The sequence below is a fragment of the Mycolicibacterium rutilum genome (genome assembly GCF_900108565.1).
In the GTDB taxonomy this organism is placed as follows: Bacteria; Actinomycetota; Actinomycetes; order Mycobacteriales; family Mycobacteriaceae; genus Mycobacterium; species Mycobacterium rutilum.
On record NZ_LT629971.1, the window covers coordinates 1,184,080 to 1,206,668 of the forward strand.

A 22,589-nucleotide genomic window follows, 5' to 3' on the forward strand; every position below is an offset into this window, starting at 1 on the left:
CGATGAACAGTCCCTTGACGAATCTGAACGTGACGCTTCCGGTCATCGCCGCCCCGATGGCGGGCGGACCCACCACGCCGGCCATGGTCATCGCGGCGTCCGGGGCCGGCAGCCTGGGTCTGCTGGCGGCCGGATACAAGGCCCCGGACGCCGTGCAGTCGGAGATCGCGGCCGTCCGCGCGGCGTCAGTTCCGTTCGGAGTGAATGTCTTTGCGCCGAACCCGGTTCCGATCGATGAGCAAACCTACCGGCGTTACGCCGACGCGGTACAACGCGAAGCCGACCGCTTCGATGTCCGCCTGCCCGCCGGCCCGGTGGACGATGACGACGCGTTCCGCGCGAAGATCGAGCTGCTGCTGTCGGATCCGGTACCGGTCGTGAGCTTCACGTTCGGCCTGCCCGGCGACGACGTGGTCCGCGCGCTGCAAAAGGCGGGCACCACCGTCGTGCAAACCGTCACGACCGTCGACGAGGCGAAGGCCGCCGCGGCTGCCGGTGTCGACATGCTCGCGGTGCAGGCCTCGGTCGCCGGTGGCCACTCGGGCACGTTCACCCCGGACCGGTTACCGGCGCCGGTACCGCTGGCCGAGCTCGTCGCGCAGGTGATCGCCGCCGCGGACCTGCCCGTCATGGCGGCGGGTGGGTTGGCTTCCGCCGACGACGTCGCGGGTGTCCTGCATGCCGGCGCGGCCGCGGCGGCGGTGGGCACCGTGCTGCTGCGCGCGCAGGAGAGCGGCGCGTCGGCCACTCACCGGGCCGCGCTGACCGATCCGTCGTTCACCGAGACCGTCATCACCCGCGCGTTCACCGGGCGACCGGCGCGCGGGCTGCGGAACCGGTTCATCGACGAGTTCGAGGCGCGCGCACCGCTGGGCTATCCCGCGATCCACCATCTGACGAGCCCGCTGCGAAAAGCGGCGGCTGCGGCGGGCGAGCCCGAGCTGGTGCACCTGTGGGCGGGGACGGGTTACCGCCAGGCGCAGGAGAAGCCGACCGCGGCGATTCTGTCCGAACTCGTTGCGGCGGTGTGACTCTCACACGGTGAGCCGCAGCTCCTCGCCGCGGTGCGTGCTGAGCGTGACGACGACGGCGCCGGGACCCGTGGCGAACTTGGTGTTGGCGTAGCCGATGAAGCCGTAGTGGCCGTCGATCCTCGACACGGCGGTGAAGTCGCCGCTGCCCGACGCACCGGTGTCGAGGTTCGTCCAGTCGGCGGTCACGGTGAGAGCACAGGATCCGTCGTAGATCCCGGCGTCGTAGTGGACCGCCACGCGGACACCGTTCTCGTCGCGGTAGCCGTTCCGCACCGGGTCGACCTGCGCCTCCGCGCGGACGGTCCCGCCACACGTCGGCGAGGCGACCACCGGGACGGCCTCGAGCTGTGCGGCGCTCTGCGCCGAGGCCGGCGCCGCTAACACGCACGGTGCGATGAGCGCGGCAGCGAGCGGCCCGGTGGCACGCAGCGATGTCATGCCCTGGGTATCGCTCACCGCCGCCGCGGCGTTAACGCGCCGGTGGCGGCGCCGTGCGACGGCGGCGCCGAAACCGCGTGCTGCTGTTGGCCCGTCATGAACGCGACGATGGCGGCCCGGTCCTCCGGCGAGGGCAGCCCCATCCCCGCGGTATAGCCGTACACCTCGTGCAGCGGTGTGGATCCCGTTCGGCCGTCGAGGATGTCGATCGACTCCGTGCCGATCAGGCCGGGATGCTCGACGCCGCACGCCTCGGCCACCTTCACCAGATCGCGCCGCAGGGTCTTGATGTAGTTGGCCACCCGCACCGCCTTGACCTCAGGCACCAGTCCCCGGGCCAGCCAGGCGTTCTGGGTGGCGACGCCGGTGGGACAGGTGTCGGTGTGGCACTTCTGCGCCTGGATGCAGCCGACCGCGAGCATCGCCTCGCGCGCCACGTTGACCATGTCGCAGCCCAGCGCGAACGCCACCACGGCGTTGTCCGGCAGGCCCAGCTTTCCGCTGCCGATGAACGTGACCGCCTCGTGCAGGCCGCGTTCGGCGAAGATCCGGTACACCTGCGCGAAGCCGAGCTGGAACGGCAGCGAGACCGTGTCGGTGAAAATCAGCGGCGCCGCGCCGGTGCCGCCCTCGCCGCCGTCGATGGTGACGAAGTCGACGCCGCGCCCCGTGGTGTGCATCAACTCGGTGAGCTCGTACCAGAAGTCGAGGTCGCCCACCGCGGCCTTGATGCCGACGGGCAGACCGGTCTCGGCAGCCAACAGCTCCACCCAGTCGAGCAGGCTGTCGGCATCGGTGAACTCGGCGTGGCGCGAGGGGCTGACGCAGTCGCGGCCTTCGGCGATGCCGCGCGCGGCGGCGATCTCCGCGGACACCTTCGGCGCCGGCAGCAGCCCGCCGAGGCTGGGCTTGGCGCCCTGACTGAGTTTGATCTCCAGCGCCCGCACCGACGCGCCGGCCACCACGTCCTTGAGCTTGTCGAGGCTGAACCGGCCCTCGGCGTCGCGACACCCGAAGTAGGCGGTGCCGATCTGGAAGATCAGTTCGCCGTCGTGCCGGTGATAGCGCGAGATGCCGCCCTCGCCGGTGTTGTGCAGACAGTCGGCCATCGCCGCGCCGCGGTTGAGGGCTTCGATCGCGTTGGCCGACAGGGACCCGAAGCTCATCGCGGAGATATTGACGACCGAGCTGGGCCGAAACGCTCTGGCCCTGCCGCGGGCGGCGCCGAGGACCTTCGCGCTGGGCAGGTCGATCTCGTGTGACGCCGACGGGTTCGACTTCGGGGCAGCCCTGCCGAACGTGCTGTGCTTGATCACCGGATAGCCGGTCGCGTGCTCGATGTCGTTGTCGGTGCCGAACCCGAAGTAGTTGTTCTCCTTCTTCGCCGACGCATACACCCACCGGCGCTGATCGCGTGTGAACGGCCGTTCCTCGTCGTTGGCGGCGACGACGTACTGGCGCAGTTCCGGGCCGATCGCCTCGATGAGGTAGCGGGCATGCCCGACCAGCGGGAAATTGCGTAGCAGCGCGTGCTTGCGCTGAAAGACGTCGCGGGCAGCGACGGCTGCCATTGTCGAGGCCACCGCGGCGGCGAGGTGGCGGACCGTCTTGCTCATGCCGTCAGCGTTGCCACCCCGACAGCAGCCGAAACGGATCTAGCGCGACGGTGTGCTCTGCGCCAGCGCCTTGATGTCCTCGAACCGCACGATCGTGCCGCCGCCGCCCCACGTGCCCTCGGGCTGTTCGTGCACGAGCACCCAGACCCGCAGCGCGTCGGCGTCGGTGAGGCCGGTCGTCGCGAGCACCTGTTCGGTGACCTCCTTGACCAACCCCTCCTTGCGGCGGGCCGACAGCGCGCCCTGCGGCACGGTCACATCGACCCGGAACCGCGGCAGGTCGTCCTCGAGGGCGGCAAAGCGGTCGCCGGGCACCTCGTCGACCCGGCACCACGCCAGCGCACGAAAGACGGCGTTGTCCGGTGCGCCCTCCCACTTCAGCAGGGTGGCGGCCAGTGAGTTCTGCAGACCTTTGCGCGCGGTGTCGTCGAGCACTCCGGCGGGCGTCGTCAGCTGGATCATCGGCATGACCTTCTCCTTATAACGATCGTCATAACCAGGTCTGACGGTAGGCTATAACGGTCGTCATAGCAAGAAGGGGTTCGATGGCCGAGGATCGCAAGGGGCGCCAGCGCATGGTCGCCGGCGCGGCGGACATGATCAGCCGGCGCGGCCTCAACGCGACCAGCGTCCGCGAGCTGGCCAAGCACACGAACGCTCCCCTGGGGTCGACGTATCACTACTTCCCGGGCGGCAAGTACGACCTGGCCACCGAGGCGGTGCGCTGGGCCGACGGCGTCATCGCCGACGCCCTCACCGGCGAACTCGCGGCCGGACCGGAGGCGGGAGTGGCCGCCTTTCTCTCGATGTGGCGGAAAGTGGTGCTCGACAGCGACTTTCGGGCCGGGTGTCCAGTTCTGGCGGTCTCGGTCGAGGATTTGCCCGACGGCCACAGCGCGCCCCGCGACGCCGCGGCGGCGGCGTTTGCGCGCTGGACGTCGATGCTGGCCGCCTCGTTGCGGAACGCCGGGGCCGAGCCGGCCGCCGCCGAACGGCTCGCGACGCTCATCGTCGCCTCCGTCGAAGGCACCGTGGCGATCTGCCGAGCCCAGCGCGACATCGCCCCGCTCGATCTCGTCGCCGAACAGCTCGGCGGGCTCATCCGGGGTGCACTGGACAAAAGCCGCAGTTAGCGCGGGTTGACGGCGTCGCCCGGGGTTGAAACCATTGTGATCTAGGTCATAGGGCCGCTCGGTCCGATCGGCAGAGGGGCGGCACGCGCATGACGACACGGGACAGGTACACCGACGTTCCCGAGCCCTACTCATGGGAGGTTCCGAGCGCCGGCGACGCGCGCTTCAACTGGGAGTACGACGACGGACGGGCCCGGCTTCTTTCCTTGTACCAGAAGGGGAAAGACAAGCAGTGGGACGCGCAGTCGCGCATCGACTGGACCAAAGACGTCGACCCGATGAACCCGATCGGACTGCCCGACGAATTTCATCCGCTGTTCGGCAGCCCGATGTGGGAGACGGCCGACGAGGCGCGCCGAGCCGAGATGCGCCAGCACTCCCAGGCCTGGCAGTTCTCGCAGTTTTTGCACGGCGAGCAGGGAGCGATGGTCTGCGCCGCCAAGATCGTCGAGGTCGTACCGGATCTGGACGCCAAGTTCTATGCGGCCACCCAAGCCATGGACGAGGCCCGCCACGTCGAGGCGTTCTCGCGGTTCCTGCACGAGAAGGTCGGGTTGGTGTATCCGATCAACACGAACCTGACCGCGCTGCTGGAAGACACGTTGCGTGATTCCCGTTGGGACATGCCATATCTCGGCATGCAGGTGCTCATCGAGGGACTCGCGCTGGCCGCCTTCGGTGTGCAGCGCGACCTGGCGCAGCCGGACTCGGTGGCCAAACAGCTGCTGGCCTACGTCATGCAGGACGAGGCCCGGCACGTCGCCTTCGGCCGGATCTCGCTGAAGGACTACTACTCGGAGCTGACCGAGGCCGAACGCGACGAGCGCGAAGAGTTCGTCGTCCAGGCCTGCTACCTGATGCGCGACCGGCTCCGCGGCGACGAGGTCTTCGAGACCCTCGGCCTCGACGTCAAGGCGTGCGCCGACTGGGTCGAGACGTCGCCGATGATGCTCCAGTTCCGCTCGCACCTGTTCAGCCGCATCGTCCCGATCGTCAAGGACATCGGGTTGTGGGGCGAGAAGGTGCAAAAGGCGTTCCGGGACATGGGCGTGCTCGACATGGGCAGCTTCGACATCGAGACGCTGATGAAGGCCGACGAGGACCAGGCCGAGGCGCTCGACAAGGCGCACGCCGAGATGGCCGTGCGGGCCGGCGAGGTGGACGAGGTGATCGCCGCCGGGGCCAACTGACCCGACCGGTATCCGTCGCTGCGCCGTGCCACGCAGGTTGCACGGAGATGTCGTATGCGCCGTCTACGATTCCTGCGGCCCTCTCTCGGCATCGACACTAAGGACCAGCAGTGAGCTACACCGCCGCCGACATCACCGAACTCGACGATGTCCAGCACACACGCCTGCGGCCGGCCGTCAACCTGGGCCTCGACGTGCTCAACACCGCGCTGCGTGAACTCATCGACAACGCCATCGAGGAAGTCGCCGATCCCAGCCACGGCGGGTCCGCCGTGACGATCACCCTGCACGCCGACGGTTCGGTCAGCGTTGCCGACGATGGTCGCGGGCTGCCCGTCGACACCGACCCGACCACGGGCAAGAACGGCATCGTCAAGACGCTGGGCACGGCACGGGCGGGCGGGAAGTTCGACGCCCACGCCGATGCGACGGGCACGGGTGCCGGGTTGAACGGAATCGGCGCTGCGGCAGCGGTGTTCATCTCCGCCCGCACCGACGTGACGGTGCGTCGGGCCGGGAAGACCTACGTGCAGAGTTTCGGCCGTGGCTACCCCGGTGTGTTCGAGGGCAAGGAGTTCGACCCCGACGCCCCGTTCACCCGCGCCGACACCCAGAAGCTGCGCGGCCTCGGCAACCGCAAGCCCGACGCGCACGGCACCACCGTGCGGATCCTGTTCGACCGGGCGGTGGTGCCCGATTCGTCGATCGACGTCGGCGAGGTGCTGTTGCGCGCGCACGCCGCGGCCCGGATGTCCCCCGGCGTGCACCTGGCCGTGATCGACGAGGGCTGGCCCGGCGACGAGATCGCCCCCGCGCTGCTCGAACCCTTCGACGGTCCGTGGGGCACCGACACGCTGCTCGACCTCATGTGCACCGCCGCCGGCACCCCCGCCCCGGGCGTGCGCGCCGTGGTGGAGGGCCGCGGCGAGTACACCACCGGCCGCGGTCCGACGCCGTTCCGGTGGTCGCTGACCGCGGGTCCGGCCGAGCCGGCGACGGTGGCCGCGTTCTGCAACACGGTGCGCACCCCCGGCGGCGGGTCGCACCTGACGGCCGCGCTGAAGGGGCTGTCCGAGGCGCTGGCCGACCGCGCGTCGCGCATCCGCGATCTGGGCCTGGCCAAGGGCGAAGAGGGCCCGGAGGCCCAGGATTTCGCGGCCGTCACCGCGCTGGCCGTCGACACGCGCGCACCCGACGTGGCGTGGGACTCGCAGGCCAAGACGGCGGTGTCGTCACGCTCACTGAACGTCGCGATGGCACCGGACGTGGCGCGCAGCGTCACGGTCTGGGCGGCCAACCCGGCCAACGCCGACACGGTCACGCTGTGGACCAAGCTCGCCCTCGAGTACGCCAGGGCGCGGCGCAGCGCCGAGGGCGCCAAGGCGCGGTCCCGCGCGGCCTCGAAGGCCAAGGGCCTGGGAACCAACCTCTCACTGCCCCCGAAACTGTTGCCCTGCAGGGAAACCGGGCGCGGCTCGGGCGCCGAGCTGTTCCTCTGCGAGGGCGATTCGGCGCTGGGCACGATCAAGGCGGCACGCGATGCGACCTTCCAGGCGGCGTTCCCGTTGAAAGGCAAGCCGCCCAACGTCTACGGCTTCACCCTGAACAAGGCGCGGGTCAAGGACGAGTTCGACGCCATCGAGCGGATTCTCGGCTGCGGGGTGCGCGACAGTTGTGATCCGGAACAGTGCCGCTACGACCGCATCCTGTTCGCCTCCGACGCCGATCCCGACGGCGGCAACATCAACTCGAGCCTGATCTCGATGTTCCTCGACTTCTATCGACCGCTCGTCGAGGCCGGGATGGTCTACGTGACGATGCCGCCGCTGTTCGTGGTGAAGGCCGGCGATGAACGGATCTACTGTCAGGACGAGGCCGAACGCGACGCGGCCGTGGCCCAGTTGAAGGCCGCCTCCAAGAAGCGGGTCGAGGTGCAGCGCAACAAGGGTCTCGGCGAGATGGATGCCGACGACTTCTGGAACACCGTGCTGGATCCGCAGCGCCGCACAGTGATTCGCGTTCATCCCGACGACGCCGAACGCAAGCTGCACCACACGCTGTTCGGCGGACCCCCCGAGGGCCGGCGCACGTGGATGGCCGACGTGGCCGCCCGCGTCGACACCCTGGCGTTGGACCTCGACTAGGAGTATTTGGTGACCGCCACCCTCGATGTTCCCGAGCAGAACCCCGACCTGGTGCTCGAGCAGAGCGCCGACGACTACTGGAACCGCTATCAGCTGACCTTCGCGCTCTACAGCGTCAGCGACCGCGCCATCCCGTCGGCGTTCGACGGGCTCAAGCCAGGTCAGCGCCGGCTGCTGTACCAGATGCACGATTCTCGGCTGCTGCCCGGCAACAAGCCGCAGAAGTCGTCGAAGGTGTGCTCGGCGGTGACCGGCAACCTGCATCCGCACGGCGGCGCGTCGATGTACGGGGCCGCGGCGCTGATGGCCGCGGAGTTCCAGCGGGTCAAGGTCATCGACGGCCAGGGCGCGTTCCCCCGTATCCAGGGCGACATCCCGGCCGCCGACCGCTACACCGAGATGCGGCTGTCGGCGCCGGGCGCGGCGCTGACCGCCGAACTCGACGACCACGCGGTGCCGATGGTGCCGACGTTCGACGGCGAGTGGACCGAGCCGACGGTGCTGCCCGCCCGGTGGCCGGTGCTGCTGTGCAACGGCGCGGTCGGCATCGCCGAAGGCTGGGCCACCAAGGTGCCTGCGCACAACCCCCGCGAGGTGATGGCGGCCTGCCGCGCGCTGCTGAAGACCCCGAACATGACCGACGACCGGCTGGTCAAACTCATCCCCGGACCAGACTGGGGATCCGGCGCCCGCGTGGTCGGCACGGCTGGGCTGCGCGAGTACATCACCACGGGCAGAGGCCATTTCACCGTGCGGGGCACCGTGACCGTCGACGGCAAGAACTGCATCATCACCGAGCTGCCGCCCGGCGTCGCGAGTGCCACTGTGCAGGACCGGATCCGGGCGCTCGTCGAGTCCGGTGAAATGTCGGGGGTGGCCGACATGTCGGATCTGACCGACCGGCGCAACGGGCTGCGCATCGTCGTGACCGCAAAGCGCGGGCACAGCGCCGAGCAGATCCGCGAGCAGCTGCTGGCGCTGACACCGCTGGAGTCGACGTTCGCCGCCAGCCTGGTCGCGCTCGACGAGAACCGGGTGCCGCGCTGGTGGTCGGTGCGCGAGCTGATCGCGGCGTTCCTGTCCCTGCGGGACAAGGTGGTGCTGCACCGCAGCGAGTACCGGCTGGAGAAGGTCACCGCGCGCAGGCACCTGGTGTCCGGTCTGATGACGATCCACCTCGACATCGACGCGGCGGTCGCGGTGATCCGCGGATCCGACACCGTCGACGAGGCCCGCCAGGGACTCCAGGAACGATTCGGCATCGACGCCGTGCAGGCCGATTACGTTCTGGCGCTGCAGCTTCGACGGCTCACCAAACTCGACGTCATCGAGCTGCAGGCCGAGGCGGAGAAGCTCGACGCCGAGTTCGCCGAGCTGACCGAGCTGGTGTCCAATCCCGACGCCCGGCGCCGGGTGATCGACCAGGAACTGGTGGAGACGGCGAAACTGTTCAAGGGCCCGGAGTTCGACCGCCGCACCGTGCTGGACGCGGAGGCCACCCCGGTGACGGCGAACGGCGGCGAGGACGGCCCCCGCGAGCGCAAGGTCAACACGGCCTGGCGGCTCGACGATCGCGGCGTGTTCTCCGACAGCCACGGCACGCTGCTCACCTCGGGTCTGGGCTGGGCGGTGTGGACCGACGGCCGGATCAAGTTCACCACCGGCGGCGGGCTGCCGTACAAGACCCGCGACATCCCGGTGGCGCCGGACATCACCAAATTGCTGGTTTCCGGCGTGATGCCGGAGGGGCACCACCTGGCGCTGGTGACGCGGCGCGGGAAGATCCTGCGCATCGACCCCGCAGCGGTGAACCCGCAAGGCGTGGCCGGCAACGGCGTCGCCGGTGTCAAGCTCGCCGGCGACGACGATCAGGTGATCGCGGCGTTTCCGCTCACCTGCCAGAACGGTGAGGCCATCCTGTCGATCGCCGAGAAGAGTTGGAAGGTCACCGAAGTCGCCGACATCCCGGTCAAGGACCGCGGCGGTGCGGGCGTCGGATTCCATCCGTTCGTCAAGGGCGAGAACGCGTTGGTGTCGGCGACGGTGTCGGCGACCGGATTCGTCCGCGGCCGCAGGACCGTGCGGCCGGAGAATCGCGCCAAGGCCGCCGTCAAGGGACCGGGAAGCGACGTCACTCCGGCGGAGTGACACCGGCGTACGGACGCCACGCGTCACGAAGGCAAGACCGCCAACCAGATGTCGGCCAGCGTGTGCGCCGCGTCGGTGAGCGACGTGCCCTGCGTGAAGGCGCGGTAGAAGTACCGTTCGGTCATCAGCACCAGGGCGGTACTGATGGCCTGGGCGCCGTGGGGACCGTGGTCGTCGGGTACACCGGCGCGCACCAACACCGGCCAGGTGGCACCGCCCGCGGCCGCGAGCGCCGCCTGCCAGCAGGTCTCTATCTGGGGCACGCTGGGCGACAATTCGACCGCTGCCCGCATGACCGCGCCGTGCTCGGCCCACGCCCGTGCGGTCCGCGCGAGTCCCTGGCGCAGGGCTTCGCGCGGATCTTCGGGAGCGGACTGGTCGGCGTTTTCGATGGCGGCGACGACAGCGTCCGCCGTCCGCTGCACCAAGGCAGCCAACACGTCGTTCTTCGACCCGAAGTAGAAGTACAGCGCGCCGCGAGTGATGCCGGCCGCGGTGGCGATCGTCTCGACCGTGATGCGGTCAGCGCCGCGATCGGCGAGCTGCTGTTCCGCGGCGTCCAGGATCGCCGCTTCGCGGAGGTCGCCCTTGCGCGGCGCCGTGCGGCGCCGCGGTGACTGACCTTTCGGGGACGGCACGCGCCGATCGTACATCCCGATTTTCTACGGTGTGTTGATTTTTCTCATCGTGGCGTAGAGTAAATCCAGCACCGCATCGAAGCGGAGGAATCCGCAGGAAGAAGGACCTCATGTCCACAGGCACACTGCAGAACTATCGCGAAGCGATCGGCCGCGGCGACGTGACCAGCCTGAGCGCGGTCTTCGCCGAGAACGCACAACTGCGGGTTCCGCTGTTCAACGAACCCCTCACGGGCCGACAGACCATCGCCGAGATCCTCGGCCTGCTCTTCGGCGTCGCCGATTCCGTGCACCTCGGTGATGCCTTCACCGGATCAGACGGCGGCTATGCCCTCGCGCTGACGCTGAAGGTCGGGGGCGTGGAGTTGGAGGGCATGGAGTACGTGCACTTCGACGACGACGGTCTCGTCGACGTGTTGTTGGTGGCGTTGCGGCCGCTGGACGGTCTGATCGCCATGCACAACACCATCGCGCCGCTGCTCGGACAGCCGGCCGTGGAGCTCGTCGCTCAAGCGAGCTGAGCGACCTCGTCAGCGGGGCGTCGTCGTGACGTGCACGTGGTCGTAGTGCCCATAGCCCGATGCCTGCGGGCCGGAGGGCGTGTAGTACGTGCCGCGCCAGATCGCGTCCTGCAGCCCGAACCGGCCGGCATTGCTCAACACGAACGCAAGGATCTCGTCGCCGAGCGCGATGCCCTCGGGGCTCTCCGGATCGGGGATCATCACGTCGATCGCCAGTCCGCTCGGATGCCACGGCTTGGAGTCCGGCCGGACCCCGTCGATCGTGCCGATCTGCGGGAACCTCGCGCTGATGGCGCGGGCAGCCAGCACGGTGTTGGGCTGTAGCCCGGCCTCGCGGGCGACGCCGACGGGCAGGGCCTCCGGGATGTCGACGCGCGCGGCGGCGAGTAGCGGCGGCGGCAGGTCGCCGGGTGGCGGCGCGGGCATCGCGGCGATGGCCGGGTCGGGTACAGGTGCGTTCGGTGGCGGCGGTGGGACCGCGTTGACGACCGCCTGCTGTTGTGGGGTCAGCGCCGCGTACTGCGCCTCGGCGTCGGCGATCCGGCGCAGCAGTTCCTTCCATTTCCCGTCCAGGTCGGCGCGGACGGCGGCAGCCTGCTCGGCCTTGCCGCGAGCATCGGCGGCCGATCGCTCGGAGGCCTGCGCGGCGGCGGACGCGCGGTCACTGGCTTCCTTGTAAGCCTTCATCTGATCGACCGTCGTGGCCGCGACCACGCGCTGGAGCGAGAGCTGGTCGATCAGCTGTTGCGGGGCGGTCGCGGTCAGCACCGCCGCGAACTGCCCGGTGCGACCGCTCATGTAATCCATCGCCGCGATCCGGTCGACGGCCGCCTGATACGGCGCCAGCTGGGCGTTCGCCGCGGCGAGGGCTTCCATATCTGCGCGGTGGCGGTCTTCGGCCGCCGTCTGCTCGGCCAGTTTGGCGGCCGCGTCGCGCTGGGCAGCGGTGACGGCTTCGCGAGTCTTCAGCGCCTGACTGGACAACTCGTTGAGCTTGGCCAGTGCGTCCTCGGCGGGATCCGCGTGCACGCCGCTCATCGACAGCGCCAGCACCAGAAACGCAGCGACCGAACCGCACACCGCACGCCGAAGTGAATGGCGCACTTCGGTCATTCGGATGGTCACGATCCTTCGCTGCAGAGCGGTCGGGGTCGGCGATAGACGCCTCGGACAGGCTACGAACTGACCCAGACGATGTCCACTCGTCCCTACGCTTGTCCGCACATCGCCTTGGCGTGATGCGCGGCGATCTCGAGAATCCGCAGATATCCGGGCAACTGCCATGCGGCCCGTCCGATGAACAGCCCGGTGACGTGGTCGATGCCGAGCAGATCGCCGGCGTTGTCCGTACTGACCGAGCCGCCGTACAGCAATCCCATTGTGCACCCGCCATATTCGCGTCCCAGGTCGGCGAAGGGCTCCCGCAGTTCGTCGACCGTGGCGGGCCGCCCGTTCTCGCCGATGGCCCAGATGGGCTCGTAGGCGATGAGCACACGCCCCAGCTGCTCGGCGGTCAGGCCGTCCAGCGCGCCCGCCGCCTGCTGCAGGATGAAGCGGGACGATTCGCCGGCGCGTTTGACCTCGTCGCTCTCGCCGATGCACAGCAGTGGCACCAGCCCGTGTGCCAAGGCGGCGGCCACCTTGAGCCTGGTAGTCGCCACCGTCTCGCCGAAGTGCTCACGCCGCTCGGAGTGACCGATCTCGATGAGCTGCGCGCCGGCATCTTTGGCTTGGGCGACGGACACCTCGCCGGTCCAGGCGCCGTGGTCCTCCCAGTGCGCGTTCTGCGCGCCGAGCAGTACCGGCGAGTCGGGGCCGAGTTCGTCGCGGGTGGCGGCGAGCGCCGTGAACGACGGGATGATGAACGGCTGTACGCCGGGCGGGGCGGTTCCCGCGAGGTGATCAGCCAGCCCACGGGCATAGCGACGGGACTCGGCGAGCCCCTTGTTCATCTTCCAGCTGGTGCCGATCCAGAGTGGGGCGCCGTTGCGCGCCGCCGTGTCAGTCACCCTCGTAGGCGCAGATGTCGTTGACCTTGGCCGCCGACGAGGACTGCGGGTCGAACTCCAGACCCAGCCACTCCTTGACCAGGGCCCGCGCCAACTCCAGGCCGACCACCCGCTCGCCCATGCACAACACCTGCGCGTTGTTGGACAGCACGGAGCGTTGCACGGAGTAGACGTCGTGAGCTGTGACGGCGCGGATTCCCTTGACCTTGTTGGCGGCGATCGCGACGCCCAGCCCGGTACCGCAGATCAGCAGCGCCCGGTCCGCCTCACCTCGGGCGATCTTCTCTGCGGCGGCGACTGCGACGTTCGGGTAGGACGTGCTGTCCTCCACGTCCGCGACGCCGACGTCCTCCACCGCGGCCACCCGTTCGTCGGACTCCAGGTCTTTGCGCAGCGCCTGCTTGTAGTTGAACCCGGCGTTGTCGCCGCCGATGACGATCCTCAATGTCATGGTGTTTCCCTTCTCGAGTCTTTGTTCAGCGGGTCAGGTGCTCGCCGAGGGCGGCCATCAGCAGTGCGAACGACAGCGCACCCGGGTCGGGTGTCCCGACACTCTTCTCACCGAGTACCCGCGCGCGGCCCAACCGCGCCGCGATGTCTGCGGTCTTGTCGGCCGCTTCGCGGGCCGCGGGCGCCGCGGTCGTGATAGCCGCACCCGCGTCCATGTCGAACGCTTCCCGCAGGGCCGCGCGGAACGGCACGGCCGCGTCGACCATCGTCTTGTCCCCCGGTTGCGCACCGCCGAGACGCAGCACGGCGTCGATCCCGGCGCAGACGGCGTCGACGATCACCTCGTCGGTCGCGCCGTCGGTGTCGGTGAAGACGCCGCCGGCACTGGTGAGCGCCGCACCCCAGAGCGCACCCGAGGTGCCGCCCGCCGCGTCGGCCCACGCCTGCCCGGCCAGCAGCAAGGTCGTGCGGGCTCCGGCGTTGCGCTCCACTGCTTTTGCGGCCGCCTGCGCCGCGCCCCGGGAACCGAACGCCATGCCCTGGCCGTGGTCACCGTCGCCGGCGACCGCGTCGAGGCGCCCCAGTTCGGCCTCGCTCTCGGCGCACACCCGTTGGAAGGTCTCCAGTACCGCGGTGATGGCGCGAGCGCATTCCCGCGAGTCCTCGCTCGACTGCGGAATCTCCGCCTCGCCGGCATTCCAGATGTCTGCGCGCGGAATCCGGTTCGCCGCCGGCATGGCTCCGCGCCGGTAGGCCGGAGTCTCCACCGGCGCCGTCCACAGTGTCTCGAGCTCCTCGTCGAGAAACACGAATGTCAACGACAGGCCGGCCATGTCGAGACTCGTGACGAACTCCCCCACCTCCGGGCGGACGGCGGTGAACCCCTTTTCCTCGAGGCGTTCGGCGATGCGCGCGTAAACCACGAAGAGTTCTTCGTACTTCACCGTGCCGAGGCCGTTGAGGATCACGGCCACCCGGCCCTCGTAACCGTTCTCACCGCGCACTGGCTCTTCGGCCGTGACCGCGTCGAACAACAGGTCGGCCACCTCCGAGGCGCTGCCGAGCGGGCTGTCGCGGACTCCGGGCTCGCCGTGGATGCCGAGTCCCTCGCCCATCCGGCCCTTCTCGACATGGAACAACGGCTCATCGGCACCCGGCAGGGTGCAGCCCTCGAAGGCCAGACCGAACGACCGTGTCGCGTCGTTGGCTTTCCACGCCACGCGCTCGGCCTCGTCGAGATCCGCGCCTGCTTCGATGGCCGCACCCGCGATCTTGAAGACCGGTAGGTCACCGGCGACGCCGCGGCGATCGCGATGATTCTCCGGCGAGTTCGAGGCGATGTCGTCGCTGACCGTCACGATGCGGACGTCGATTCCTTCATGGCGAAGCTTCTCCGCGGCCAGCCCGAAGTGCAGGACGTCTCCGGCGTAGTTTCCGAAGCCAAGGATGACGCCGCCGCCGTTCTCGGCGTTTCGCACCACGGAGTACACCTCGGATGCCGACGGCGAAGAGAAGATGTTGCCGCACGGCGCCCCGTGGCCCATTCCGGGCCCGACCCATCCGGCGAAAGCCGGGTAGTGCCCGGACCCTCCGCCGATCACCAGCGCGGGCTGCCCCTCCGGGGTCTGAGTCGAGCGGGCAACACCACCGGGAACCTCCACGAGGAGCTCGGGATGGGAGGCGACGAGGCCGCGAACCGCCTCGTCGGCGAAATTGTCCGGAGAGTTCAGGAGGTACGTCATTGTTCCGCCCTTCGGGATGCCCGTCAGCCGCGGAAATCATGCGGCGCGGTGTCCGGGTTTCCCCAATCCTATAGGATTCGCGCGGCCAGTTCAGCTTCTTGAACGGAGTGCAGCGTCGTGCGCCAGACCCGAGTCCGGCGTCTGCGCCCCACGCTCAGCCTGGGCGTGTTCCGCCAGAGCGCGTGCTTTCACGCCGTTGATGTGCGTGTGCATCGTGCGGTAGACCTCCGGCGCATAGCCCCGCCGAAGCGCCGCCAGTATCGTGCGATGCTCGGCGATCGCGTGCTCAGCATCTTTGACGCCCACCCCGACGAACAGACGGAAGCGTTGGCCGTGGCCACCGAGCGCGTCATACGCCCGGAGCAGCGCATCGTTGTCGGCGTGTTCGGCGATCAGCCGGTGAAAGCGCTCATCCGCGCGATGGTAGGCCGTGATCGCCGCGACATCCGCCGTGTGCGGCGCCCGCGCCTGATCTTCGATGGCGGTTTCGAGCGCTGCCAGAAACTCGGAATCCGCTCGCGTACAGGCTAATTCAGCCAGGTGCGACTCGATGAGCAGGCGGGCATCCATGATGTCGGCGATCTCTTTGGCGCCGGGCATCTCGGGCACGCGGTACCCGCGCATCGCCACGCGAACAACGTTGCCCGTGGACTCCAGCCGAGCCAGTGCTTCGCGCACCGGCGTCGGCGATACGCCCAGGTGACGCGCCGTCCCATCGATGCTGATCGGGTCTCCCGAATGCAGAGTTCCGTCGAGGAGCAGCTCCATCAGGCGTTCGTAGACCTGGTCGACCAGCGTGCTGCGCACCGGCATCGAGTGCTCGTCGTCCCCCAACCTCGTGCCCTTCCCGCATCCCGACAGCGTTTGCGCCCGCCGCCTGCGCCGGGCCCTTTTCGGACGCCGCCTGATACGACGCCCTGTTCAGGAGGCGAATCCTACCCAGCGTTGACAGCGGCCACCCGTCGGCCTATATCCTATATTGTGATGCCGACCACTTTTGAGGTTTCCGATGTACTCAGCTAACACTTGGCCGATCGCCGCGAACATGCTCGGATTTGGCAACCGGGCACACGACGGGGGCCACATCAAGGACGCGCCGGCCGCCGTATGGGCGTCGCAGTTGCGCCAGGTCCGCGAGCTGGGCTTCGACTACATCGACCCGACCGATGCCTGGGTTCCGCTGGCCGCGCTGTCGGACAGCCGGATCGAGGAGTTCCGCACCGTGCTGAGCGACGAGGGGTTGGCGATCTCCTCGATCTCGATGACCCGCAACTCGGTCGTCGACGTGAACAACGGCGAGCGCAACGTCGCCGACGCGCACCGGCTCATCGACCTGGCCCCGTCGTTCGGGGCGACGATCGTCAACACCGGATTCATGCAGGCCGTCACTCCCGAGCAGAGCGAGCAGATCTGGTTCTGGCTCGTCGAGGGTCACGTCGACGACCCGGCCCTGCGCGATTTGGCCCTCGAGCGAATCCGCGAACTCGGTGACCACTGCCGCACCAACGGGATTCAGCTCAGCCTCGAAATGTACGAGGACACCTACATCGGCACACCCGACGAGGCCGTCCGCTTCATCAAGGACGTCGACCACGACGCGGTCGGACTGAATCCCGACCTGGGCAACCTGATCCGACTGCACCGGCCGATGCCGCATTTCAGCGAGATGTACGCCCAAGTGCTGCCGTACTCCAACTTCTGGCACATCAAGAACTACTCACGCGATTTCGATCCGGCCACCGGCGCCTACAGCTCCGCACCACTGCCGCTCAAGTACGGCTACATCAACTATCGCCAGATGATCCGTCTGGCATTGGAACTCGGCTACACGGGACCGTTCTGCTGTGAGCACTACGGTTCCGACTCCCTGGGCGTGTGCGCCGAGAACCGGGAGTACATCAAGCAGGTTCTCACCTCCGCACTCGCCTGACCCCAACTCGAAGGACATCTCATGCGCAAGATCAACACCGTCACCGTCGTCGGGGCGGGTTACATGGGCGGCGGCATCGCCCAGGTGCTGGCACTCAACGGATTTCAGGTGAAGATCGCCGACGTCAACGCCGACGCCACCCGCGAAGCACTCAAGCGGCTGGAGCGCGAGGCGCGGGAGTTCGAGGAGCAGGGCCTGTTCGACGCCGGCAGCGCCGACACGATCATGGCCAACCTCACGGCGGGCGAGAGCATCGAGGACGCCGTCGCCGACGTCGACTACGTGATGGAGGCGGTGTTCGAGGACGTCGATGTGAAGAAGGAGGTGCTGGCTCGGGTCTGCGCAAGCGCCCGGCCAGACGCCATCATCGGCACCAACACCTCCACCATTCCGGTCAAGGTGCTCGTCGACGCGGTCACCAACCCCGAGCGCTTCCTCACCGTGCACTTCTCCAACCCGGCGCCGTTCATCCCCGGGGTGGAACTCGTTGCGGGCGAGGCCACCACGCAAGAAGTCATCGATGCCATCAAGGATCTCCTGGCTCGCGCCGGCTGTGAGGGTGCGCAGGTCGCCGACACCCCGGGTATGGCGCTGAACCGCCTGCAGTATGCGCTCCTCAAGGAGGCGACGCTGATCGTCGAGGAGGGAGTGGCCACCAAGGAGGACGTGGACACCATCGTCCGCACCACCTTCGGCTTCCGCCTCGGCTTCTTCGGTCCGTTCGCGATCGCGGACCAAGCGGGTCTCGATGTGTACGTCAAGGGGTTCCGCACCCTGGAGAACGAATTCGGTGAGCGCATGGCCACGCCGAAGCTCCTCACGGACAACGTCGACGCGGGCCGGCACGGCACCAAGAACGGCAAGGGGTGGACCGGCGACTTCGACGACGCCACCAAGGCCGCGGTGATCGCCTACCGAAACAAGGCGTACTCCCGCATGGGCGACCTGCTGCGTGAACTCGGGCCGGCACCGAAGGGCTCCTGACAACTCTCATCGCGGCGGCCCGACCCGCGGTCGCCTCCAGCGTCTGCCTCCCGGAAAGGGATCCTCATGGACGAAGTAGCTCTCGCTGAGCGGCCCGCCGCCGTGCTCATCCTCATCGCCGTCGTCGCGATAGCGGTGCTGCTGTTCCTGATCATCAAGGTCAGGCTGCACGCCTTCTTCTCACTGATCGTGGTGAGCGTGCTGACGGGTCTCGCCGCCGGAATCAGCATGGGCGATGTGGTCAGCGTCGTCATCGACGGTTTCAGCACCACCGTCGGCACCGTCGCGCTACTGGTCGGATTCGGCGCGGTCCTCGGTCGATTGGTCGAGATGACCGGTGGCGCACAGGTTCTGGCGGACCGGATGCTGGCTCGATTCGGTGAGCAGAGGGCGCCGCTGGCCCTCGCCGTCGCCTCGTTGTTCTACGCGTTCCCGATCTTCCTGGACGCCGGCTTCATCGTCATGCTGCCCATCATCTACACCGTGGCACGGCGCCTGGGCGGCTCGTTCATGCTGTACGTGCTGCCGTCCATCGGTGCGTTCCTGATGATGCACGCACTGACACCACCGCACCCCGGACCTACGGCCGCGGCCACCGTGATGGGGGCCGACGTCGGAATGGTGGTCATCATCGCGCTCCTCGTCGGGCTGCCCACGTGGTATCTCGCCGGCTACCGGCTCAGCCTGATCATCGCCAAGCGCTATCCGAGCATGCCGGTGCCCACGCTGCTCGGGGAGCCGAAGAATTACCCCGAGGACGAACGGCCCGGCTTCTGGACCGTCATCTTCGTCCTGCTGCTGCCCTTGGTGCTGATCTTCTTCAACACGGTGTTCTCGACCCTCGAAGCAGACGGCGTGGTGACAGAAGACAACATCGCATTCCAACTGTCCCGCCTGATCGGGACAACCTCGATGGCCCTGCTGATCAGCACCCTGCTGGCCATGGTGTTGCTGTTCGTCATGCCGCGCCGGGGCCGCGAACCGGTCGGGGGCCTGTTGGAGCGCCTGATCGACGATGCGCTGGCGCCCGTCTGCTCGATCATCCTGATCACCGGCGCAGGCGGCGCCTTCGGCAAGATCCTCACCGAGACCGGTATCGGCCAGACGCTGGCCGACGGACTGGAGGCACTGGGCCTGCCGGTCATCGTGGCCGGCTTCCTCATCGCGATCGCGTTCCGGGTTGCGCAGGGCTCCGCCACCGTCGCGGCGACGACGGCCGGCTCGATCATGGCGCCCGCGGTGACATCGATGAACCTCGGAGCGATCGCCCTGGCGGCGGTCGTCGTCGCCATCGCCGCAGGCTCGATCACGTTCTCGCACGTGAACGACTCGGGCTTCTGGTTGATCGGACGCTTCTGCGGCTTCGACACCGTGACCACATTGAAGACGTGGACCGTCATCGCGACCGCGATCGGCTTCCTGTCCTTCGCACTGGCTTCGGTGGTCTACCTCATCGCCAGCTGAGGTAATCGCGGCCACCGTGCGCTTGACGGATCGTGTCACTTAGCGACAGTGTGGAGCTGTCACTAAGTGTCAGGAGGTGTTCGGCATCGCGGGCCCGAGGCAGGCGCAGGCACGATTAGAGGTGTCCCGCCATGCGTGCGCGCTGTTCTGGGAGCGCGGTGTCGCCCAGACGAGCGGCGACGACATCGCCGCAGCCGCAGGACTTTCCACCCGAACAATCTGGCGGTACTTCCGTAACAAGGAGAGTTGCGTCGAGCCGGTGCTGGAGTTGTCGGCATGTCGCTTCATCGCGTTGGCGCACCTCTGGCCGGCCGAATTGTCGCTCGCCGAGCACATGTCGGCACGCATGGCGGCCAACCCGTTGAGCGAACAGGAGATCGCCGACGAGGTCAGCGCATTGCGGATCGCGACGATGTCGGCCGAGGAACCGGCGCTGCGGGCCGCCTACCTGATGGTGCACGACCAGATGGAATCCGGCTTCGTCCCCGTCGTCGCCAAGCGGCTCCGGCTGCCGGACGACGATCTGACCGTTCGCCTCTGCGCGGCGGCGGTCACCGGCGCGTTCCGGGTCATCGACGAGGACGTCGGCCGCCGCGCCATCCTCGAGAAGGAGAAGGTCACCCAGCAGGAGGCGCTCGGTCTGATAGACCGTGCGATCCGCGACGCCACCAACGGTCGGCTCGGAGGTCCCGTGCCGACCTGATATTCCGTTAATCCGCTGTCTCACAACCGAATACCTCGAACAACCGCCGAGCGACCGATCGCCGGCGGCCGGATGACTCATGCCGAAAACCGAGAGGACTGCCATGGCACTGCCCGACTTGCTGACCGTCGAGGACCTGTTCAGCCCACCCGTGCGCGCAGCCGCGACGATCTCGCCCGACGGGACGCGTATCGCGTTCCTGGCCCCCTGGAAGAACCGCCTGAACGTGTGGGTCGAGAACCTCGACGGCTCCACGGAGCCCCGGTGCGTGACGGCCGACGCGAACCGCAGCGTGATGCACTTCGAATGGACCGACGACCCGCGGTGGCTGATCTATCTGCAGGACACCGACGGCGACGAGAACTGGCACATCCACCGCGTCGACCTCGACGACCCCGACGCTCCCGCCGTCGACCTCACGCCGTTCCCCGGTGCGATGGCCATGCCGTTCCGCGAGATCCGCGACGGCAGGACCTCGGTGATGACCAACAACCGGGACGTCACGCTGTTCGACGTTCACGAACTCGACATCGCCTCCGGCGAACTCACGCTGGTCGCCGAGAATCCCGGCCATGTCTTCACCTGGCTGTGCAGTGAGAAAGGCGACCTGTTCGCCACCTCACTGACCCCCGACGGCAACGTCGAGCTGTCGAGGTGGGAGGTCACCTCAAACACGTTGCGCGTCATCACAATGTTCGATGCCAGCGGTTACCCCATGGGCGTCCACCCGATGGTCATCACACCAGACGGCACAGGCGTGTGGATGGGGTCCAATCACACGACGGACCGCACGCGACTGGTCCACGTCGACCTGGCCAGCGGCGAAGAGACCGTGGTCGACAGCCACCCCGAATTCGACCTCGACCCGCGGGCGATCGTCAGCCCCCTCATGCCGGCGCCCTTGATCCAGGACCGCCGATCCGGTGAGCTGCTCGGTGTGCGCTATCTCGGTGCGCGACAGGTTATTCACGCGCTCGACCCGCACTTCGCCGACGTGCTGGCCAATCTAGAGCAACTCTCCGACGGTGACATCGGACGGCTCTCCTCGGACGAGAGCGGACAACGCTGGATCGTCGGTTTCAACCATGACCGCGATCCGGGTGCCACGTACCTGTACGACCATCGCAGTGGCGAGAGCCGGCTGTTGTACCGGCCGCTGCCGCACTTGGACCCCGAGCAGCTGGCTCCCATGCACCCGGTCACCATCACCTCCCGGGACGGCCTGGCCCTGCACTCCTATCTGACGCTGCCGGTCGGCGTCGAGGCCACGGGACTGCCGCTGGTTCTCGTCGTGCACGGTGGGCCGTGGTATCGAGACAGCTGGGAGTTCAATGCCGGGGTGCAGATGCTCGCCAACCGCGGATATGCGGTGCTGCAGGTGAACTTCCGCGGTTCGATCGGATACGGCAAGTCGTTCACGCGGGCCGCGATCGGCGAGTTCGCGGGCAAGATGCACGACGACCTCATCGACGGAGTGAACTGGGCGGTCGAGCAGGGGTACGCCGATCCGACACGGGTCGCGATCCTGGGTGGATCCTATGGCGGTTACGCCGCGCTGGTGGGGGTCACGTTCACTCCCGACGTCTTCGCCGCCGCCATCGACTACGTCGGCATCTCCGACCTCGCGAACTTCATGCGGACCCTGCCAGCGATCGCGCGGCCGCACCTTGCCAACAACTGGCACACCTACGTCGGCGATCCTGACGACCCAGACCAGTTGGCCGACATCATGTCCCGCTCGCCCATCACCCGCGTGGCGGCCATCAAGACGCCGTTGTTGGTGATCCAGGGCGCCAACGACGTGCGCGTGGTGCAAGCCGAATCCGACAACCTGGTCAACGCGCTGCGCGCCCGCGACGTCGATGTGGAGTACCTTGTCCAAGGTGCCGAGGGCCACGGTGCCGTCAATCCCGAGAACGTGATGGAGATGTGGCACCGCATTGACCGCTTCCTGGCCAGGCATCTCGGCGGTCGAAGCGGATAGCGACCGCCCCGACGATACGTGCACTCCCGCTCTCATGACAGGGCCGGGATGGGGGCTTGCGGCACGGCCCGGGATCGGGCACGGAATCGCCACCTCTGCTCGTATCACTGAGGGGTTGTCGATGGGGACATGGCCGGACATGCCGGAGCGTTTCCTGGTGCATGAGTCGGGCAAGTACTCTCACGGCACCAAAGCTGACCTGCGGGTCGAGGATTTTCTGACGCCCGGTCATCCGTCGAACTACCGCGCCGGACACATCTCGAACTACGTCTACATGACCAAAATTCTCGACGGTGCTGTGCTGGCGGCCGAGATGGCCGTACGACTACCGATCCCAAAGACCGCGTCGCACGTGTGGTGATCGGATTGTCGGCAGTCGGCCGACTCCGGAGCATGAGGTATTCACCCCAACTTCGGCCCCCGAGCGATGTCAATACCGGCTGACCGGAAAAACGGATACC

21 protein-coding genes are annotated in these 22,589 nt (G+C 68.0%); 12 read left to right on the forward strand and 9 right to left on the reverse strand.

Annotation, left to right across the window (positions count from 1 at the left end; all coding sequences use genetic code 11):
* Positions 1–2 precede the first annotated feature (2 nt).
* Positions 3–1,031 (forward strand): nitronate monooxygenase, encoded by a 1,029-nt coding sequence (locus BLW81_RS05730; RefSeq protein ID WP_083406377.1) that lies wholly within the window; start codon positions 3–5, stop codon positions 1,029–1,031.
* A 3-nt stretch (positions 1,032–1,034) separates the two neighbouring features.
* Here BLW81_RS05730 and BLW81_RS05735 read toward each other — a convergent pair whose 3' ends face one another.
* Genes BLW81_RS05735 through BLW81_RS05745 form a run of 3 tightly spaced genes read right to left on the reverse strand, consistent with a single transcriptional unit; the run spans position 1,035 to position 3,556 of the window.
* Positions 1,035–1,472 (reverse strand): hypothetical protein, encoded by a 438-nt coding sequence (locus BLW81_RS05735; protein WP_083406378.1) that lies wholly within the window; start codon positions 1,470–1,472, stop codon positions 1,035–1,037.
* Positions 1,473–1,486: 14 nt separating this feature from the next.
* Complete coding sequence (locus BLW81_RS05740) at positions 1,487–3,088, reverse strand: FMN-binding glutamate synthase family protein (RefSeq protein ID WP_083406379.1); 1,602 nt, start codon at positions 3,086–3,088, stop codon at positions 1,487–1,489.
* Between the two features lie 39 nt (positions 3,089–3,127).
* A complete protein-coding gene (locus BLW81_RS05745) occupies positions 3,128–3,556 on the reverse strand; it encodes a tautomerase family protein (RefSeq protein WP_083406380.1) in 429 nt (142 codons plus the stop codon).
* Between the two features lie 77 nt (positions 3,557–3,633).
* On the opposite strand from BLW81_RS05745, the gene BLW81_RS05750 reads away from it, so the two are divergent.
* From BLW81_RS05750 to BLW81_RS05765, 4 genes are all read left to right on the forward strand, one after another.
* Positions 3,634–4,221, forward strand: coding sequence for a TetR/AcrR family transcriptional regulator (locus BLW81_RS05750; protein ID WP_083406381.1), 588 nt, complete (start codon positions 3,634–3,636; stop codon positions 4,219–4,221).
* Positions 4,222–4,310: 89 nt separating this feature from the next.
* Positions 4,311–5,411 carry a ferritin-like domain-containing protein gene (locus tag BLW81_RS05755; RefSeq protein WP_083406382.1) on the forward strand — a complete coding sequence of 367 codons (1,101 nt, stop codon included), beginning with the start codon at positions 4,311–4,313 and terminating at the stop codon, positions 5,409–5,411.
* 110 nt (positions 5,412–5,521) lie between these two features.
* Positions 5,522–7,555, forward strand: coding sequence for a toprim domain-containing protein (locus BLW81_RS05760; protein ID WP_083406383.1), 2,034 nt, complete (start codon positions 5,522–5,524; stop codon positions 7,553–7,555).
* Between the two features lie 9 nt (positions 7,556–7,564).
* Complete coding sequence (locus BLW81_RS05765; protein ID WP_083406384.1) at positions 7,565–9,703, forward strand: DNA gyrase subunit A; 2,139 nt, start codon at positions 7,565–7,567, stop codon at positions 9,701–9,703.
* Between the two features lie 23 nt (positions 9,704–9,726).
* On the opposite strand, the gene BLW81_RS05770 is transcribed toward BLW81_RS05765, so the two are convergent.
* Entirely contained in the window at positions 9,727–10,341 is a 615-nt protein-coding gene (locus BLW81_RS05770) for a TetR/AcrR family transcriptional regulator (protein WP_235632195.1), read from the reverse strand.
* Between the two features lie 110 nt (positions 10,342–10,451).
* Here BLW81_RS05770 and BLW81_RS05775 point away from each other — a divergent pair, with 110 nt between their 5' ends.
* Positions 10,452–10,862, forward strand: a complete 411-nt coding sequence (locus BLW81_RS05775) for a nuclear transport factor 2 family protein (RefSeq protein ID WP_083406386.1) — start codon at positions 10,452–10,454, stop codon at positions 10,860–10,862.
* A gap of 9 nt (positions 10,863–10,871) precedes the next feature.
* On the opposite strand, the gene BLW81_RS05780 is transcribed toward BLW81_RS05775, so the two are convergent.
* From BLW81_RS05780 to BLW81_RS05800, 5 genes are all read right to left on the reverse strand, one after another.
* Positions 10,872–11,975, reverse strand: coding sequence for a coiled-coil domain-containing protein (locus BLW81_RS05780; RefSeq protein ID WP_083406387.1), 1,104 nt, complete (start codon positions 11,973–11,975; stop codon positions 10,872–10,874).
* A gap of 95 nt (positions 11,976–12,070) precedes the next feature.
* Positions 12,071–12,871 carry an L-erythrulose 1-phosphate isomerase gene (gene lerI, locus BLW81_RS05785; protein WP_157897601.1) on the reverse strand — a complete coding sequence of 267 codons (801 nt, stop codon included), beginning with the start codon at positions 12,869–12,871 and terminating at the stop codon, positions 12,071–12,073.
* Positions 12,864–13,322, reverse strand: coding sequence for a D-erythrulose 4-phosphate isomerase DerI2 (derI2, locus tag BLW81_RS05790; protein ID WP_083406388.1), 459 nt, complete (start codon positions 13,320–13,322; stop codon positions 12,864–12,866). The genes lerI and derI2 overlap by 8 nt, the downstream gene beginning before the upstream one ends.
* 25 nt (positions 13,323–13,347) lie before the next feature.
* Positions 13,348–15,063 carry an L-erythrulose 1-kinase gene (gene lerK, locus BLW81_RS05795; RefSeq protein ID WP_083406389.1) on the reverse strand — a complete coding sequence of 572 codons (1,716 nt, stop codon included), beginning with the start codon at positions 15,061–15,063 and terminating at the stop codon, positions 13,348–13,350.
* A 90-nt stretch (positions 15,064–15,153) separates the two neighbouring features.
* Positions 15,154–15,876, reverse strand: a complete 723-nt coding sequence (locus tag BLW81_RS05800) for a GntR family transcriptional regulator (protein WP_083406390.1) — start codon at positions 15,874–15,876, stop codon at positions 15,154–15,156.
* Positions 15,877–16,108: 232 nt separating this feature from the next.
* Here BLW81_RS05800 and BLW81_RS05805 point away from each other — a divergent pair, with 232 nt between their 5' ends.
* The 6 genes from BLW81_RS05805 to BLW81_RS05830 all read left to right on the forward strand — a co-directional run bounded on the left by BLW81_RS05805 (position 16,109) and on the right by BLW81_RS05830 (position 22,489).
* Complete coding sequence (locus tag BLW81_RS05805) at positions 16,109–16,993, forward strand: sugar phosphate isomerase/epimerase family protein (RefSeq protein ID WP_235632196.1); 885 nt, start codon at positions 16,109–16,111, stop codon at positions 16,991–16,993.
* A 21-nt stretch (positions 16,994–17,014) separates the two neighbouring features.
* Positions 17,015–17,977 (forward strand): 3-hydroxyacyl-CoA dehydrogenase family protein, encoded by a 963-nt coding sequence (locus tag BLW81_RS05810; RefSeq protein ID WP_083406392.1) that lies wholly within the window; start codon positions 17,015–17,017, stop codon positions 17,975–17,977.
* A gap of 66 nt (positions 17,978–18,043) precedes the next feature.
* Positions 18,044–19,441, forward strand: a complete 1,398-nt coding sequence (locus BLW81_RS05815) for a GntP family permease (RefSeq protein ID WP_083406393.1) — start codon at positions 18,044–18,046, stop codon at positions 19,439–19,441.
* A gap of 121 nt (positions 19,442–19,562) precedes the next feature.
* Positions 19,563–20,144, forward strand: a complete 582-nt coding sequence (locus tag BLW81_RS05820) for a TetR/AcrR family transcriptional regulator (RefSeq protein WP_083410354.1) — start codon at positions 19,563–19,565, stop codon at positions 20,142–20,144.
* Between the two features lie 103 nt (positions 20,145–20,247).
* On the forward strand, positions 20,248–22,128 hold the full coding sequence (locus tag BLW81_RS05825) for a S9 family peptidase (RefSeq protein WP_083406394.1): 1,881 nt from the start codon (positions 20,248–20,250) through the stop codon (positions 22,126–22,128).
* Positions 22,129–22,249: 121 nt separating this feature from the next.
* The gene (locus tag BLW81_RS05830; RefSeq protein ID WP_407662317.1) at positions 22,250–22,489 is read left to right on the forward strand and encodes an NAD(+)--rifampin ADP-ribosyltransferase; all 240 of its coding nucleotides are present in this window, start codon (positions 22,250–22,252) and stop codon (positions 22,487–22,489) included.
* Positions 22,490–22,589: the final 100 nt, after the last annotated feature.